The 16767-nt window shown below is 39.0% G+C and carries 14 protein-coding genes and 1 riboswitch; of the genes, 3 read left to right on the top strand and 11 right to left on the bottom strand.

Annotated features, from left to right (window positions below):
- Positions 1-8: 8 nt before the first annotated feature.
- The 8 genes from J7E67_RS22890 to J7E67_RS22925 form a co-directional block, all read right to left on the bottom strand.
- Positions 9-902: a carbohydrate ABC transporter permease gene (locus J7E67_RS22890; protein ID WP_374102976.1), complete on the bottom strand. Its 894-nt coding sequence runs from the start codon at positions 900-902 to the stop codon at positions 9-11.
- On the bottom strand, positions 895-1776 hold the full coding sequence (locus tag J7E67_RS22895; protein ID WP_214715272.1) for a carbohydrate ABC transporter permease: 882 nt from the start codon (positions 1774-1776) through the stop codon (positions 895-897). The genes J7E67_RS22890 and J7E67_RS22895 overlap by 8 nt, the downstream gene beginning before the upstream one ends.
- Before the next feature lie 74 nt (positions 1777-1850).
- Positions 1851-3143, bottom strand: a complete 1293-nt coding sequence (locus J7E67_RS22900) for an ABC transporter substrate-binding protein (protein WP_214715271.1) — start codon at positions 3141-3143, stop codon at positions 1851-1853.
- Between the two features lie 68 nt (positions 3144-3211).
- Positions 3212-4201, bottom strand: a complete 990-nt coding sequence (locus tag J7E67_RS22905; protein ID WP_214732889.1) for an SIS domain-containing protein — start codon at positions 4199-4201, stop codon at positions 3212-3214.
- 205 nt (positions 4202-4406) lie between these two features.
- Complete coding sequence (locus J7E67_RS22910; RefSeq protein WP_088085742.1) at positions 4407-4637, bottom strand: hypothetical protein; 231 nt, start codon at positions 4635-4637, stop codon at positions 4407-4409.
- 120 nt (positions 4638-4757) lie between these two features.
- Positions 4758-5762: an ABC transporter permease gene (locus J7E67_RS22915; RefSeq protein WP_214715269.1), complete on the bottom strand. Its 1005-nt coding sequence runs from the start codon at positions 5760-5762 to the stop codon at positions 4758-4760.
- 1 nt (position 5763) lies between these two features.
- Complete coding sequence (locus J7E67_RS22920) at positions 5764-7266, bottom strand: sugar ABC transporter ATP-binding protein (RefSeq protein WP_374102975.1); 1503 nt, start codon at positions 7264-7266, stop codon at positions 5764-5766.
- 69 nt (positions 7267-7335) lie between these two features.
- Positions 7336-8451: a sugar ABC transporter substrate-binding protein gene (locus J7E67_RS22925; RefSeq protein ID WP_214715267.1), complete on the bottom strand. Its 1116-nt coding sequence runs from the start codon at positions 8449-8451 to the stop codon at positions 7336-7338.
- A gap of 129 nt (positions 8452-8580) precedes the next feature.
- Positions 8581-8688, bottom strand: a riboswitch (SAM riboswitch).
- 276 nt (positions 8689-8964) lie between these two features.
- Here J7E67_RS22925 and J7E67_RS22930 point away from each other — a divergent pair.
- Positions 8965-10140 (top strand): MFS transporter, encoded by a 1176-nt coding sequence (locus tag J7E67_RS22930; RefSeq protein ID WP_214732898.1) that lies wholly within the window; start codon positions 8965-8967, stop codon positions 10138-10140.
- Positions 10141-10193: 53 nt separating this feature from the next.
- Here the strand turns inward: J7E67_RS22930 and yfkAB are convergent, their stop codons facing one another.
- Entirely contained in the window at positions 10194-11312 is a 1119-nt protein-coding gene (gene yfkAB / locus J7E67_RS22935; RefSeq protein ID WP_214715266.1) for a radical SAM/CxCxxxxC motif protein YfkAB, read from the bottom strand.
- Positions 11313-11528: 216 nt separating this feature from the next.
- On the opposite strand from yfkAB, the gene J7E67_RS22940 reads away from it, so the two are divergent.
- On the top strand, positions 11529-12329 hold the full coding sequence (locus J7E67_RS22940; protein ID WP_214715265.1) for a formate/nitrite transporter family protein: 801 nt from the start codon (positions 11529-11531) through the stop codon (positions 12327-12329).
- Between the two features lie 156 nt (positions 12330-12485).
- Here the strand turns inward: J7E67_RS22940 and recQ are convergent, their stop codons facing one another.
- Positions 12486-14618 (bottom strand): DNA helicase RecQ, encoded by a 2133-nt coding sequence (recQ, locus tag J7E67_RS22945; protein ID WP_214715264.1) that lies wholly within the window; start codon positions 14616-14618, stop codon positions 12486-12488.
- Positions 14619-14843: 225 nt separating this feature from the next.
- On the opposite strand from recQ, the gene J7E67_RS22950 reads away from it, so the two are divergent.
- Positions 14844-15488, top strand: coding sequence for an HAD family hydrolase (locus J7E67_RS22950; protein ID WP_214715263.1), 645 nt, complete (start codon positions 14844-14846; stop codon positions 15486-15488).
- Positions 15489-15665: 177 nt separating this feature from the next.
- On the opposite strand, the gene J7E67_RS22955 is transcribed toward J7E67_RS22950, so the two are convergent.
- Positions 15666-16760: a CaiB/BaiF CoA transferase family protein gene (locus J7E67_RS22955; protein WP_214715261.1), complete on the bottom strand. Its 1095-nt coding sequence runs from the start codon at positions 16758-16760 to the stop codon at positions 15666-15668.
- Positions 16761-16767 lie beyond the last annotated feature (7 nt).

Genomic DNA, 16767 nt, shown 5'->3' on the forward strand with positions numbered 1-16767 from the left:
ACTCCTTCTTATCCTTTTACACTTCCTGATGATAAACCTCTAATAAAATACTTCTGCATGAACATAAATAAGAGAATAATCGGCAGAGCTGAAATCATTAAGCCTGCCATCAGAACTCCCCAATTGGTTTGAAGGGCATCCCGAAATTGCATCAATCCGGCAGGAATGGTTTTTAATGCATCAGAATCAACAAAGATTAACGCAAACATAAACTCATTCCAAGTATAATAAGCAGTTAACACAACACCAGTTAGTAAAATCGGTTTATTTAACGGAACAAAGATTTTTGTAAAAATGGTCCACGTATTACAGCCGTCCAAAAAGGCAGACTCCTCTAATTCCTTCGGTACCTCTAGAAAAGCAGCTCTGATCAGTAGGATGGTGATTGGAATTCGATAAGCAACATAGGGAAAGATCATTGCAAAATACGTATCATGAATTCCTAATAATTGAATGAGCTTGTATAGCGGGACTAAACTAACTTGTGGGGAGAGCATCATTCCTCCCATACAGAAAACTAATAGGATGTTCTTCCCTTTAAATTCAAACCTAGATAAACTGTAGGCTCCGAGTGCACTTATTAATACTGTTAGGAAGCAGGTAGTCGCTGTAACAATTAAACTATTAACAAAATATCCAGAAATCCCTGTGTTCCATGCCTCAGTATAATTGGAAAACAGCCATTCTTTTGGTAAAGCCCAGCTGCTGGAGAAAATCTCTGGAGTGGACTTAAATGAGTTAATTACCATCCAAAAAAGCGGATAAGCAATCACTACAAAATACAAGATCAGGATTGTAAAAATTGGCAGACTTTTAACAACATTCTTTTGCTTCCTATTTTTCTTTGTGATTGGGATCGAATGATGGTAGTCCATTACTTTGCTTGTCTCCACTCTAAACATCCTTTCCTGTTTTAAATAGCTTCAGCTGAACCAAGGAAACAATTAAGGTAATGATTAAAATCACAGTGGCAACTGCCGAAGCATAACCCATTTGGTCTTTACCGAAAGCTGAATGGTAGAGTAACGTTCCTAAAACTTCACTGGAATTACCAGGTCCGCCGCCTGTCAAAATATACGGTTCATTAAAGACGGTAAATGCACCGGTTAAGGTAATAAGTGTCGTAACGAAGAACATCTCTTTTACTTGTGGAACGGTGATTGAAAAGAATTTACGAATTTTCCCTGCCCCATCAATCTCTGCTGCCTCATACAATTCTTGGGGGATATTTTGAATCGCGACAATAAATAACATCATAATGTAACCAATACTTTGCCACTGTGACACAGCAATAACAGCGAAGATAGCGGTTTCAGATTCTCCCAGCCAAGCCCTAGTTAAATTTTCAAGTCCTAACATATTTAATAGCCCATTTAAAATTCCGATATCCGGGTTATAAACAAATGTAAACAGTAAAGCGATGACAGTCATCGAGATGACAACTGGAAGGAAAAATACGGTACGGAACAATCCACTAATGAATCGTGTTAGCGGATCTTCAAGTATAGCCGCTAGAATAAGTCCGCCAAATACCTGAAAAATAATCGAGATCACTGCATACCAGAGATTATTTTTTAAAGCTATATAAAAAACTTCATCTTTAAAAAGATTAAGAAAATTTTCAAAGCCAACAAATGTTTTTTCTACTGAAAAAGCAGAGAAATCATAGAAACTATAAAAAAAGTTTTCAACAATTGGATAGTAAACAAAAAGGGCCATAAAGATTAAGCAAGGTGCAATATATAGGTATGGTAACCACTTGTTTGTATTTTGCATAATAACTCCCCTTTTTTTAACAGGCGTATCTTTGGAAAAAAGGTGGTCAACTTGCAACCACCTTTTCTGGGTTCCTATTTTTTTGCAGACGCCTTAACTTCTTTTGCTGCTGCTCTGACATCCTTCATTACATCTTCTGGACTTTTCTTGCCGTCCAACATTAGCTGTGTTCCATTTAAATAAGCATCAACTATTTTAATATCAACAGCTGTATCAAACCATAAGTACGTTTGTTCAGCATTAACAATTAAATTGATGGCATCCTGTTGAAGCTTGGATGCATTTTCATCGGTTGTTGTTCCTTTAACCGCACTGTACTCACTTACTTCTTTTAACTGCTCTGTACCTTTTTCCTTCGAAGTTAAGAATTTGACAAATTCCATTGCTTCCTTCGGATGTTTTGTTTTCGAAGAAATCATGATTCCTTCAGGTGCTGCTGTGATGGAGTTGGCATTTCCTTCTCCACCTTCCACACCTGGTACATTAAACACACCTAAATCCTCTTTTAAAGATGGTTCAATAAGCCCGATTTCTGCAAGCTGGAAGAAGCCGATCGCTGCTTTTCCACTGTTAAATAACTCACGTGAATATTCATGGTCTACAGAGTTAACTCCTTTATTAAAGTACGGCTTCAGTTCCATGAATTTCTCTAATGCTTTAACATAACCTGGATGCGAGTAATCACCTTCAGGATTTTTGGGATCATAATCTTTATCAAGAACATCCTGTGGCACCATCAATTGATTCAATGTTCCAATATAATGGGAAATCGTCCATGGTGCTTTACTTCCAAATGTAATTGGAGTAAGTCCTGCGGCCTTTACCTTTTTAGAGACGTCAATTAGTTGGGACCAAGTGGTCGGAACTTCAAGATTTAAATCTTTGAAAATTTTCTTATTGTAAAAGAATGCCTTCCCGTCAGTCGACCACGGAATACCGTAAATTTTACTATCTAATGTGAAGGCGTTAAACTGGGAAGCAATGATTTGGTCCGACCAAGCCTTATCCTCTGCAACATACTTCGATAGATCTAGCGATTGTCCCTGACGTGCAAAGTTATAAGCAAATTCTCCGCTCCAAGAAAAGAAAACATCTGGAGGGGTGCTTGAACCTAAGACAACTCGAATCTTTTCTTTATATGAGTCGTTCAAGACGGCTTCCGTTTTAATTTTAATATTGGGATGGGCCTTCTCAAACTCTTTTACTGCCTTTTCAAAATATTGCTTTTTAGGTTGATTCGGCCAGCGGTGGAAGAATTTAAGTTCAACCACATCTTTTCCATTCGTTGAACTAGAACTCTTAGAACAGCCAGCAAAAAACGATAGAAAAAGGATAGAAATAATACTTAAAATTAATAACTTCTTCATTAAGCTTCCCCTCCAGAAAGGAATACATATCTATGATTATTGCAGTATATTGGTTATTTCATCTTGGTTTAGTATTCAACTGTCCACATATATCTTCTTTTTGATAGCGGATGATTTCGTGCTTCTGCTAACTGATCCGCATATTTTCTTAATACGTAATTTAAAACTAATGGGGCAATGTATCCTTGTACTTCCTCTGCAACCCCAGTGAAATCGAAGTCTTTTGCATCAAGGACAACCAACTTCTTGCCATAACGCTTAGAGAATTCTAATGCTCTTTCTTCTAAATGTCTTGTTTCGTCCAAGCCTAGCAGGATAATAAAAGGTGTTTCTTCATCAATAATTTCAAATGGTCCGTGGAAGTATTCTCCGGCGTGAATGGCGTGTGAGTGAACCCATTGCATTTCCATGAGGATACAAATTGCATAAGAGTAGGCAACACCATAATTTGCTCCGCTTGCCATTGTATAAATAATTTTTTCATCTTTATACTGTTGTCCAAAAGCCTCTGCCTTTGTTTGGTAGAGTGCAGCAGCTTTTTCGTAAACATTTTGTAAGTTCTCAAGACTTTCTTCTACTAAACTAGCTTTTTCGTTATTTTCAACAACTTTTAGTACACCAAACACTAGTTGATATAGTACTGAATAATTGGTTGTGAAAGCGCTTGCTTTTTTGCCCCATTGATACTTCAATACAACATCAGAAGCTTGTGCCAATGGTGATCCTTCCTCATTGGTTAAAGAAACCGCCAATGCCCCTTTTGCTCTAGCAAATTTTGCTGCCTCCACTGTTTCAGGTGTTGTTCCTGAGTGCGAGCACAAAATAACCAGGGAATTACTTCCAAGTTTTGCATGATTGCGATGGATAAATTCATTTGCACTAAAAAGATGGGCATCAAGAACTTTTGCTTCGCGGTCAATTACATACTTGCTTGGATACATAATGGCAGAAGATCCTCCACATGCTACAAAGAAAACATTGGAAATATTTCTTTTTTCTACCTCTGCTAATGCTTGTTGCACTTGATTTTTCACGTCAATTACTAATTCAGTCGTCATTTTGTTGCCTCCCTGATAAAATATTTTAGTGAATGAACACTAGTAAACTCTTTAAACAACATACAACTTTATATAACGTTATATGTTGTTATATATAAATTACTATACTTTTAAACTCTAGTCAATTGAATTTTCAGAAAAATGAAACGACATTTCTCGACAAAAAGCAAAATAGCCAGGGTTCTTCCCTGGCTTCTTTTTCTCGTTACTCCCCTATATTGTTTTCAAACCACTCTTGGAGCTCTTTCAATGAGTTAAACGTAAAAATCTCCTCGCCATTTTGCCCATTGTCAAACCCAGTGTTACCTCTTAAGGTAATTTGTCCTTCATCCTCAGAAATTAAGATAGCATAGGGATGATTAACATTTATATACCTTGAATCTAAATCGGTATCTACCCAATTCTTACTTCTCAGAAATGCTTCATAATGTTCCATTAAGATCCCTCCTATCTCTAAATATTGTTCCTCAAAACTTACTTATATTTGTAGATTTTACTCTGGTTTTTCAAAAAAAATAAACCTATCCGCAAAATGGATAGGTTGATCATAGTTCAATTATTTTTGTTTATAATACGTAATTGCTAATGCAAAGGCCAAGACGGTTCCTTTAACAATATCCATCGCATAATATGGGACGGACATCATCACGAGTCCGTTTTGGAGAATCCCGATCAGGACGGCTCCAACAAATGTTCCAAACGCGTTGGCCTTTCCAGCCCCAAGTACTGAAAATCCAATATAGGCAGCGGCAACTGAATCCATTAAATAGGGAGCACCCGAGTTAATTTCTGATGTCAAAACCCTTGAAGCGAGCACAATCCCGCCAATGGAGGCAAACAGAGCCGAAAGCAAATACGCTGCCACTTTATATTTATTAACTGGGATACCTGATAGTCTCGCCGCTTCTTTGTTACCACCGATCACATACATATATCGACCATGCTTTGTATAGTTCAAAAAGATATGCACGAGGATCACAGTCGCAGCCATAATGATAATAATCCACGGCACTTCTCCGATTTTTGCAAAAAAAGGACTGATCAGACCCGATGCCATCGAGCCATCAGGCATAACCATGTTTTGTGAAACAGTGGCCCCTTTTGTATACGTCAATGCTGTCCCTTGAATAATAAACATCGTAGCGAGTGTCATCAGCATATCTGGAATTCTTAATTTCACAATCATGAATGAGTTTATTGCTCCTACTACTAAGGAAGCACAAATCGCAGAAATGACCGCTACCAATGTGTTTTGTGAAAACCAAACAAACATCGAAATGACAATGGCGTTTGATAAGGAAGCGACCGATCCCACCGATAAATCAAAACCATCGACAGACAATGAAATCGTAATACCGATAGCGATAATCGTTACAATGGAGATCGAACGTAAGATATTGATGATATTACTGCCCTGAATAAAAGTAGGATTAGCCACTGAAAAAATAATAATAAGTGCAAGAATCGTAATAATCGTCCCATATTTATATAAAAATCGAAATAACTCAAAGACTCTTTTTGCCGGGGCTACTTGATTCTTTGCTTCAATATTTGCCTCCATTTTACCTGCCCCCTGTTGAATAAAATAATAGTTCTTCTTCGTTCGTTTCTCTCGTTTCAATTTCCTTTACGGACCTACCGTCGTATAAAACATAGACCCGATCAGTAATCCCAATAATCTCCGAAAGCTCTGAAGAAGCATAAATAATTGCTTTACCCCGGTTCGCTAGTTCTGCGATTAACTCAAAGATATCCTTCTTTGCGCCAACATCGACGCCTTTGGTTGGTTCGTCAAAAATATATACATCTGCTTCAGCTACGAGCCACTTTCCGATTGCGACCTTTTGCTGATTCCCTCCGGAAAGATTCTGTACCTTGGTTTCTTCGGAAGGTGTCTTAATTCCGAGGCGACGGATCAACTGCTTTGCCGTTTCTTTTTCTTTTTTTCGATCTAAAAAGCTTAATCTCTTTGAAAATTCACCTAAATTAGCAGCTGTTAAATTGGTTTCTACTGATTCAAGAACTAGGATTCCTTCCTTTCTCCGTTCTTCTGGAACTAGAGCAATTCCCTTTTTAACCGCATGATAGGGACTCTTTAATTTTAAATTATTGCCATGAAGAAAGATGTCTCCCCCCGTTAATTTCTCAGAGCCAAATAACGCCTTACACAATTCTGTTTTTCCAGCACCGACAAGACCGGCAATTCCAATGATTTCCCCTGCTTTAACATGAATATGTAAATCTTTAATTTTCTCTCTATCTGAAAGTCCTTTTACTTCAAGGATCGTTTTTCCAATAGACGTATTCTTCTCTGGGAACTGTTCCTCTAATTTTTGACCCAGCATATGCTCCACCACTTTGTTGATAGTCGTATCAGTAACTCGCTCTTTTGCAACAAATTCACCGTTTCTCATCACAGTAACTTCATCACAGACTTCAAAAATTTCTGGCAAGCGATGGGAAATAAAGATAACACCTACATTTTGCTTTTTTAAATCACGGACAATCCGGAATAGTTCCGTCGTTTCAGTATGACTCAATGGTGCTGTCGGCTCGTCTAAAATAAGAAACTTACATTGATTTGAAACAGCCCTAGCGATTAAGATCATTTGTTTTTCCGCTAACGTTAACTCACTTACAAGCTTCTTCGTCGGAAGCATAATGTTCATACTTGCTAGTATTTCATCCGCCTTTTGATGAAGGTCCTTCCATTTCATCCATTGCTTTTTCCCCATGTTATGGACTGTATCAAGGAGCATAATATTTTCGGCGACAGTTAAATATGGAATGAGAGCCGTATCTACTTCTTGATAAACGATTTGTATTCCTGTGTCCTGGGCATTTTTCGGAGAACGAATCTTCAGTTTTTTCCCATCTAACCTTATTTCACCGGTATAGTGGTCATAAGCACCCGCGAGAACCTTCATTAACGTTGATTTCCCTGCCCCATTTGCCCCAATCAAAGCTTGGATTTCTCCCGTTTCCATCGAAAAGTCGACCTGATTCAATGCCTTCACACCAGGAAACTCTATTGAGATGTTTTTCATCTCCAAAGTTGATCTCATCAAAATCATCCCCCGTAAGCAAACACTCTCTTCATCTATTGAAAAAGAGAGTGTCTAGTTATATGCTGACTATTCTTTATAATGCTTCTTTAACGTCTTTATCCACTCTTCCTCAAATGCAGTCGATTGACCCCAGCCTGGGATAATTTTTGCCAGATTAACCATGTTTACAGGCTCTTTTGCTTTGAGAAGATTTTCTTGTGAAACAAGTGAAGCATCTAAATCAAAGGTCTGTGGTGTTTCTTCACCTGCAAGCTTTTTCGCGAGTATTCTCATATCAACAGCGCCGATAAGTTTCGGATCGACAGCTGCTGTGTATTTCCAAGCGCTGCCTTTTCTTTGAATTTCTTGCAGATCCGCATTGGAAACATCGATTCCATAAATCTTCACTTCTTCACGTCCCGCTTCTTTCAAAGCTCGTGCTGCACCGATTGCAAATGCATCCCAAGTAGCAAATATGGCATCCAGTTTGCCTTTTGGATATTTATTTAACATGGCTGCAACTGCGTTTTGTGTTTGTACACTTGTATCTGCCGCAGCCACACCAAAGCGTTCCACTTCTTTAATTTCAGGATTTTTTGAAAGGACTTCTTGATAAACCTTATTACGTCTAACCATTGCAGGGAAACCGTCGACCCATAGGTAGGCAATATTTGCTTTACCCTTTGTATTCTTTACGAGTTGATCAAGGGCTAAAGTTGCTAAGGCTTCATCATCCTGTGAAGTAAGCGTTACTCCATCAAGCTTCGCAATATTTGGATTGGAGTCAAATGTAACTACACTTTTTCCTTTTTCAACTATCTTTTTTACATCATTAACAGTCGCATCATCGTCACCATGAGAAATGATAAATCCATCATAATCCTGGTCTAATGCCTGATTAATAGCATCATGGAACTTAGCTGTGTCACCATTTGCGGTAAACACGTCCACTTGAAAACCTAGGGCTTCTCCCTCTTCTTTTGCACCTGCTAAGAATTGGGCAGTATGATCATCACCGCCAATTTTACGGATAACCTTGATTTTTAACGGATCACCACTTGTAAACTTTTCAGATACACCTTCAAGTGAAACCTTTTTATGAGCGCTTTCTTGTTTTTTTTCTCCCTCAGAAGCACAGCCTGTGAGTAAGAGTGTTGCTGCTAATGCTGATACGAGTGTACATTTAAAGATATTTCTTTTCATGATTAAAGCTCCCCCTTTTAGATTCTTATCAATACTCCATTACTCCGATTGGAAAGGTTTGTTTTTATATAAAAATAAAAAACCCCTCCAGAAAAGAGAGGTTTCATCACAAATTAAGGGACTACTCCTCTCTTATCTTTCAAAACAATAAATTGTTTTGCAGGATTTAGCACCAATTCCAAACGGAACGGTTGCTGGGCGTCATCGGGCCAGTCCCTCTGCCACTCTTGATAAGAGAACGTATTATTCATTTAAAGTAATAAATTAGATTTTAGTCTCCTATTAACAAGTTGTCAATAGTGTTTTGAATATTTCTAATATAGTTATTATTCCCAATCTGTCAAGCCCTTTGAATATAAGTAATTGTATTTCCCAATTTTATATAAAGGGGATATCTCTTTAAAATTGTCAGAAATTTCGGTATGATAATATTTAGAGAACCGAAATACACTCTAGAAAGAAGTGTTATTTATAGTGATTCAACAGGAACGAGCAAAACGTAATTTAATCATCATGTGGTTTGCGAATTTCTTTGTCGCCGGAAGTATGACGATGGTTATGCCGTTCATCTCGTTGTACATTGAGACATTTGGAGATTTCTCGGAAAAATATGTCCAACATTGGTCAGGGTTCACGTTTGGGATTACGTTTGTTTCTGCCTTCCTCTTTTCCCCGATTTGGGGTAAAATTGGCGACCGCTATGGAAGAAAAAAAATCCTCATCATTTCCGGATTAGGGATGGGCATATCCATTTTTCTCATGAGCTTTGTCCATTCCGTTTGGCAGTTATTACTCCTCAGGTTTTTTATGGGATTCTTTTCAGGTTTTATCCCGATGTCACAAGCCTTTATCTCTACGCAAACGCCAAAGGAGATTGCGGGACGCGTACTTGGAACATTGCAAACAGGCAGTATTACAGGTTCTTTATTAGGACCTATGTTAGGTGGAATACTTGCAGATTCGCTTGGCTACTCCACTACCTTTAAGTGGACATCGATTTCCATTTTCATCTCTGCTCTTCTCGTCATCACCACAAAGGAATTTATGATTGAAGCGATAAAAGGAACTAAAGCCCACTATTCAAGCCGAGAAGTGGCTAAACATATTATCCGCAATCCGGTACTATTAACTGTTTTACTCATCTCTGCCCTTGTCCAGATCGCCCATTTCAGCATCCAGCCAATTTTGTCTCTATTCGTTAGCGACTTGCATGGACCAACCAATGTTGCCTTTTATTCCGGGATTGCCTTTTCTGCAGCTGGACTTGGAAATTTACTGATGTCACGAAATTGGGGGAAAATTGCTGATAAGTACGGCTATATTAAAATTCTTATTATTCTTCTTTTCTTAGCAGGAATTGTCTACCTGCCAGGTGCAGCTGTTTCGAACTTTTGGCAGCTGGTTATCATCCGTATTGCTCTGGGTGTCACGATTGGCGGGATAATTCCTGTTCGGGTGGCATACATTCGTCAGGAAGCACCGATTACAATGCAAGGCGAAGTTCTTGGCTACAATACGAGTTTAAGGTTTCTTGGAAATATTATCGGTCCAATGTTGGGCGGATTTATATCTGGTTACTTTGGATTCTCTGCTGTGTTTATCTGCACCAGTGCGTTATTGATACTAAGTGGGATCATATTGTATGTTTCCATGCAACGCCATCCAAAACTGGTGAAACATACGGTTTAAAATCCTAACGATCTGCAAAGCAAAAGGCCCTTCTGTTGGACCTTTTGTTTTGTTTATATTTTTATTTGATTATGTTGTTTGATGAAGTCTAAATCTTGATAATAGCTATTTTTCACTAAAATATTTGGACCAAGACATTTGACCTCAGGGCAATGACAACTTAATTCCTTTGCAATGGATGAATTCTGCCAGGTTTCATAAGCATTTAAAAGATTTGTAGTTTGAATGTTTCCTAGTGGCGGTGTATCGCCGAAGTCAGTCACAATTATATCTCCATTAAAAATATTAACATTCAGTCGTGAACGGCCATCAGGATCGTTCCTGACTGTTACATTATTACTTTTATATAAACGCTGTAAGAGAGCTAAATCCTCCTGTTCACTGCTGCATGCATAAAATGGGAGTGTACCAAATAACATCCACACCTTTTCATCTCTTATATCCAGTAAATGATGAATCGCTTCACGAATTTCATGTAGTGATAAGGTTTCAAGATTGCTAGCGAAGTCACTAGGATACATTGGATGAACTTCATGACGTTGACAAAGCATTTCATCGACGATTTGACGGTGAATCTTTTCCAGATGCGGAAGTGTACGTTTGTTTATCATTGTTTCGGCGGAAACCGTCACCCCTGCTTTAACCAACTCACGACTATTGTCTATCATTCTTTTAAAATATTTTTCCCGTTGTTCATATTCTGGCTTACGGTCCATTCTTGCAAAGCCGCCCTCGACAAAATCATCGACCGTCCCCCAGTTATGAGAAATATGTAAAACATCTAAGTAAGGCACGATTAGATCATAACGATCTAATTCAAGGGTTAAATTAGAATTAATCTGCGTCCGTACTCCGCGCTCATGGGCATATTTTAAAATCGGTACAACATAATTTTTTACCGAGGATAAGGATAACATCGGTTCTCCTCCGGTAATGCTAAGTGATCGAAGCGTCGGGATTTCTTCTAATCTTTGTATGAGCAAATCAAGAGGAAGCGCCTGCGGATCCTTTGTTTGGAGTGTATAGCCTACCGCACAATGCTCACAACGCATATTACAAAGGGTCGTCGTGGTGAATTCAATATTGGTTAATTGAGGCTTTCCATATTGCTCAATATCTAAATAGGCTTCCCATGGATCATACGAAGGGGTAATTTTTTTCAATTTTGACATAATGACTCCTTAAAATCAGTCTTCAAAAAACTTCTCTATTATAACTGAATTACGGATGTTATTGCTATTTTTAACCATTACAAAAGTTTATGTTTTAAAAAATGTAATTATACTAAGCTTGTTTAATGAAAAATTTACCCACTAATACATAACTAAGCCCTTTTCGATTAAAAATAAACGGATAATATCTATTCGTGAATGGTGGTTATGACAAACATGGAAATGCAGCCTTTAGGAGAAGCCGAGAAACTCGCCCTAAAAAAGATGAAAATCTTTCGGCAAAGCATCCTCCGTTATATTTTACGGGCAGCGCTTGCCAGTATGTTTATTGGATTCGGGGTCATTGTAGCTTTTAAAACGGGGAATTTCTTTTATGTTAAAGATAACCCGTTCGCCTATCCGATGGCGGCACTTACCTTCGGGGCTGCCATCATTTTAATTGCCTATGGCGGTGGTGATTTGTTTACTGGAAATACGTTTTATTACACCTATGCCGCACTGCGCAAGAAAATGACCTGGATAGACGTCGTAAAACTATGGATTTGTAGTTACGCGGGAAACATTCTCGGTGCGGCGGTTTTTGCCTTTATTATTTTTACAACGGGACTTTATGAAAGTTCCGAGGTTAACGGCTTTTTACTTCATGTTGTGGAAATAAAGATGCAAGTTCCAATAACTGAGTTATTTTTCCGAGCAATCCTTTGTAATTGGCTTGTCTGCATGGCCTTTTTTCTTCCAATGGGGTTAAAAGGAGACGGACCGAAAATGTTTGCGATGATGCTGTTTGTCTTTTGTTTCTTTATTTCCGGGTATGAACATAGCATCGCTAATATGTGTACGTTTGCCATTGCCTTAGTTTTAAACCATCCAGGGACGATTTCGTGGGGTGGAGTGATTCACAATCTAGTGCCGGTAACGATTGGCAACCTGATTGGCGGCGCTGTTTTCATGGCGATGATGTACTATTATGCTAATAAGCCATTTTTAGATGAATATGATAAAGAACAGGGCAGCTAAGTTAGATTGCTGCCCTGTTCTTTTTATTAGGCGTGATATCGACAAATTCCCGGGGAAATATCAACAAGATAACAGGGATATCGACAACTATTAGGAATATTCTAAAAATATTGATAATTTTAATATTTCTCTGATGTGTGCCCTCTTTTTGCCAAACTATTTCTTTTTGCTAATAAAATAAACATAGGCTTTGATCATAAAATAGCTTACTTCCTCAGGAAGCAATTCCTTGATTGGTTTGAGGCGCTCACGGCCAGCTTCTGCCAAGGCTTTTTCCAGAAGCGGAATGTATTCATCAGGAATATGTTTTGAAAAATCAACTTCTAAACCTTGTTGCGCACATTGAAGCAAGTGGGTTTCCACCGTGCTGACAGCCAAATCCCTCTGTTCAGCAATTTCTGCTATCGAAAAATCACCCTGGTGTAATTTTAAGGTTTCCAAATGCGTATCGGTTACCCCAGCTTTTTTGGCAGGCTTCTTTGGAGCTTTCTCTACAGGTACCAACTCACTTTGATAGTCTACATTTGTTTCGCAGAAGGTACGGATAGCTTGAATAAATTCAAGCCCATATTTTTTAAGTTTCAGTTCCCCTACTCCACTTACTTGTAAAAAATCTTCCGTAGACTTCGGCAGTTTCGCACACATATCTTTTAAGGCAGCATCAGAAAAAATGACAAATGGTGGTACTTTTTCTAATTCGGCAATCTGCTTCCGCACTTCTCTTAACACTTCAAACAACGGATCATCCTTGGCCACTTGTTTCACCTGTACAGTTTCACGGCGATGGACCTGTTCTTTACCTAACAGAATATCTTTTCCTTTTGGTGAAACGAATAGGGTTGGAAATTGCCCTTGCTCGATCGCGATTAATTCTTGTGATATCAAGAATTCAATAAAGTCGCTGACATCCTTCGAACTCCTATCCTTCATGATTCCATAGGTTGGAAGTCTGTCAAAACCCATTTCTGTTACTTTTTTATTTTTCGATCCTGTTAACACTTGGGCTGTAATCGTTTTACCAAAGCGCTGCCCCATCCGAATGACGCAAGACATCACCATTTGGGCTTCCTTCGTTACATCGATGCTTGTCCTCGTATCCAAGCAGTTGCCGCATCTACCACAAGGCTCTGTTTCAGTTTCACCAAAATATTTTAAGATAAATTCCTGCAGACAGTTTTCGGTATGGCAATAATCGACCATTTGCTGGAGTTTAGCTAATTCTTGTGTGATTCGGCTTCGATCACTGGATTGATCAATTAAAAAACGCTGAATTTGCACATCCTGTGAGGAATGAAGCATGATACATTCACTCTTAAGACCATCCCTGCCCGCACGGCCCGCTTCCTGATAATAACTCTCCATATTTTTGGGCTGCTGATAGTGAATGACATATCGGATATTGCTTTTGTCTATACCCATCCCGAAGGCAGAGGTCGCCACCATCACAGTGGCATTATCTGCTAAGAATCGTTCCTGTTCACGGTTTCGCTCCACATCACCCATCCCTGCATGATAGCGGGCCGCCTTTATGTTTGCTTTCAGCAGTTTTTCATAAAGTTGGTCGACGTTCTTTCGAGTTGCTGCATAGATTATGCCTGCTTCTTTATCATTCTTTTTTAAATAGTCTCTGATAAACTTATCCCGATCCTGACCCTTGATAACGGTAAAGGATAGGTTTTCCCGCTCAAATCCAGTAATAATCGTATTCTCTTCATCAATGTTCAATAAATTGCAAATATCCTCACGTACTTTTGGTGTTGCTGTAGCAGTAAGTGCTAATACAATTGGCCTTTGCGGCAGGCTATTAATTAGTTGTTGAATATGGCGATAGCTTGGCCGAAAATCATGTCCCCATTGTGATATACAGTGGGCCTCGTCTACTGCTACTAATGGAATTTCCATGCTGTATAGGTCTTCAAGAAAATCTCGTGATTCCAAACGTTCCGGTGCAATATATAATAGCTTGTATTTTCCTGTGGCCGCTTCATGCATTCGCTTATTTGCTTCACCAAAACTTAACGAACTATTGATAAATGTTGCTGGAATACCGACTTGAATGAGGGCATCAACCTGGTCCTTCATTAAAGAAATCAGTGGGGAAATGACAATTGTGGTACCGGGTAAGACAAGTGCAGGAATTTGATAACAGATGGATTTCCCGCCACCCGTAGGCATAACAGTAATTGTGTTTTCGCCGGATAAAACGGAACGGATTGCCTGCTCTTGTCCTGTCCTGAAGGAGCTATAACCGAAGTGCGATTCTAGTAATGGCAATGCTTTTTCAAACAACATTTTTCCTCCTTTCAATACATAGATGAACCTATTAAGTTAATAATATTCTTACTCTATTATACTGCTAGTAATTGGATTTTCAAAAAGCATTTATCAATAATAATAAGTAAACCTTTGGTAAATTGTTTCTATTCTTTTAGTTAATTTTGCGACAGAAGCAGGGATTCAATTTATAATGAAACTACCTTGAAGTGATATTGGTACACTAGAATGGAGGAGACTATGGCAATTAAAGCTGTTATTTTTGATTTTGATGGAACCATTATTGATACCGAGACGATTTGGTATCAAGTATTTGAGGAATTGTTAAAAGAGAAGTTCAATATTGAATTGCCGCTAGAGGAATTTGCTAAATGTATTGGCACTACAGATGAAGGATTATTTCAGTACATAGAGGCACAAACTGGAATGATGGTTGATTCGAAAAAAATAAATAAATTGGCCCATGAGCGCTTCTTAGAAAAAAAGGGAATCTTAGAAGTGCGTGAGGGAGTTGTGGAGAAATTAGAGGAAGCTAGGGAGCTCAGGCTTATGATTGGGCTTGCCTCGAGTTCATCGAGAGAATGGGTCGAAGGATTCCTTAGACAGTTTAAGCTTTGGAATTATTTCTCTGTCATTAAAACACGAGAAGATGTAGTTAAAGTTAAACCTGACCCTGCCCTTTATCTAAAGGCTTTAGAGGAGTTTCAGGTTGAGCCGCAAGAGGCACTAGCAATTGAAGATTCACTTAATGGAGCCTTGGCTGCAATCGAAGCAGGGATGAGATGCATCGTTATCCCGAATCAGGTTACATCATTTTTAACCTTTCACGAAAAAACCATTCGTTCAGAGTCCTTTGTTGACTTTAGCTTAAAACAAATCAATTAAAAAGCGGAGGCGCCCGTTTAGCGGCGTATGGACTGGAGCGCTCCAACTGAGATAAAGGAAACACGGAGAGCGATTATACCATTATTATACATTAATGTTTTCATATTGTAAGGTGCTATTACAATCTATACAAAGAATAGACTGCCAAATTATCCTAGGGCAGTCTAAATTCTCCTTTTATATCAAAATATTATTCAATATCTCGTCTTTATGCTCGTTTTTTTGAGGCGGAGGGGTGATGGATTCCTGATCTAAGTCACTGTGCATTTTAACTTGATAGTCTCCCCAAGAAGAGGCAAAGATGAGCTCCTTCTCTTGAAAGTAAGGGTTCTCGTTTAATTCCCCTATCTCAAGGACAGGAGCCATACAGCAGTCTACCTTTTGGGCGAATTCAATCCACTCAAAGAAGGTTTTGCTTTTAAAAAGCGCAATGACCTCTAGAAAAACAGAATTAGAATCATTCGTTTGAGAAAAATGTTCCTGAGTCCACTCTTCACGACCATGAGCCCTGCAAAAATTATTCCAAAACTTTGGTTCGAGTGCACCAATGCTCATGTAACGTCCATCCATCGTTTCATATAAGGCGTAGGAAATGATGCTTCCATTAAGAACATTAATGCCAGTTCCCGCCCCGGTTTCTTTCTCAACCATGACATGATTCCCTAATAATGACACCAGGTGGTCAGTAATCGAAATAGAATGATAGCTTCCTTTTCCTGTTAACGCTTTCGAAACGAGCCCGGCCAATATCCGTTCATTAGCCGCAAAACCGCCTATATAATCGGCAAGCGTAATCGACGGATGGACAGGTTTGCCGGCTTTATCCTTGAATTGGGCTAAAACCCCACTTAATGCCATATAATTAAGGTCATGGTTCCCTAGCTTACTTAACAGACCTTTCTGCCCGTAACCCGAAATAGAGCAGTAGACAATATCAGGCTTTACCTTTTGAACCGCCTCATATCCTAACCCGAGCTTCTCCATGACACCTGGTCTAAAGCTTTCGAGAACCACATCCGCGTTTGCAATTAATTTCCGCGCTGTGTCGATTCCTTCATGCTCCTTCAAGTTAAGGGTGATACTTTTTTTCTGACGATTGTTAGCGAGAAAAACAAGCCCGCTTCCCTGCTTAGAAATCCCCGTATGCCTGGCAGGATCTCCTTCAGGAGGCTCCACCTTAATAATCTCCGCACCCAATTCGGCCAATCGTAAGGTTGCGAAGGGACCCGGCAAGTAGTTCGTGAAATCAATGACTTTTATACCTTTTAACATAGTAAGT

The sequence above is a fragment of the Bacillus sp. ISL-46 genome, from assembly GCF_018613205.1.

What these genes read in the sequence shown, in the direction of transcription:
- J7E67_RS22890 (WP_374102976.1), bottom strand. Translation starts at nt 902, where the DNA reads ATGTTTAGAGTGGAGACAAGCAAAGTAATGGACTACCATCATTCGATC.
- J7E67_RS22895 (WP_214715272.1), bottom strand. Translation starts at nt 1,776, where the DNA reads ATGCAAAATACAAACAAGTGGTTACCATACCTATATATTGCACCTTGC.
- J7E67_RS22900 (WP_214715271.1), bottom strand. Translation starts at nt 3,143, where the DNA reads ATGAAGAAGTTATTAATTTTAAGTATTATTTCTATCCTTTTTCTATCG.
- J7E67_RS22905 (WP_214732889.1), bottom strand. Translation starts at nt 4,201, where the DNA reads ATGACGACTGAATTAGTAATTGACGTGAAAAATCAAGTGCAACAAGCA.
- J7E67_RS22910 (WP_088085742.1), bottom strand. Translation starts at nt 4,637, where the DNA reads ATGGAACATTATGAAGCATTTCTGAGAAGTAAGAATTGGGTAGATACC.
- J7E67_RS22915 (WP_214715269.1), bottom strand. Translation starts at nt 5,762, where the DNA reads ATGGAGGCAAATATTGAAGCAAAGAATCAAGTAGCCCCGGCAAAAAGA.
- J7E67_RS22920 (WP_374102975.1), bottom strand. Translation starts at nt 7,266, where the DNA reads ATGAGATCAACTTTGGAGATGAAAAACATCTCAATAGAGTTTCCTGGT.
- J7E67_RS22925 (WP_214715267.1), bottom strand. Translation starts at nt 8,451, where the DNA reads ATGAAAAGAAATATCTTTAAATGTACACTCGTATCAGCATTAGCAGCA.
- J7E67_RS22930 (WP_214732898.1), top strand. Translation starts at nt 8,965, where the DNA reads ATGTGGTTTGCGAATTTCTTTGTCGCCGGAAGTATGACGATGGTTATG.
- yfkAB (WP_214715266.1), bottom strand. Translation starts at nt 11,312, where the DNA reads ATGTCAAAATTGAAAAAAATTACCCCTTCGTATGATCCATGGGAAGCC.
- J7E67_RS22940 (WP_214715265.1), top strand. Translation starts at nt 11,529, where the DNA reads ATGGAAATGCAGCCTTTAGGAGAAGCCGAGAAACTCGCCCTAAAAAAG.
- J7E67_RS22950 (WP_214715263.1), top strand. Translation starts at nt 14,844, where the DNA reads ATGGCAATTAAAGCTGTTATTTTTGATTTTGATGGAACCATTATTGAT.
- J7E67_RS22955 (WP_214715261.1), bottom strand. Translation starts at nt 16,760, where the DNA reads ATGTTAAAAGGTATAAAAGTCATTGATTTCACGAACTACTTGCCGGGT.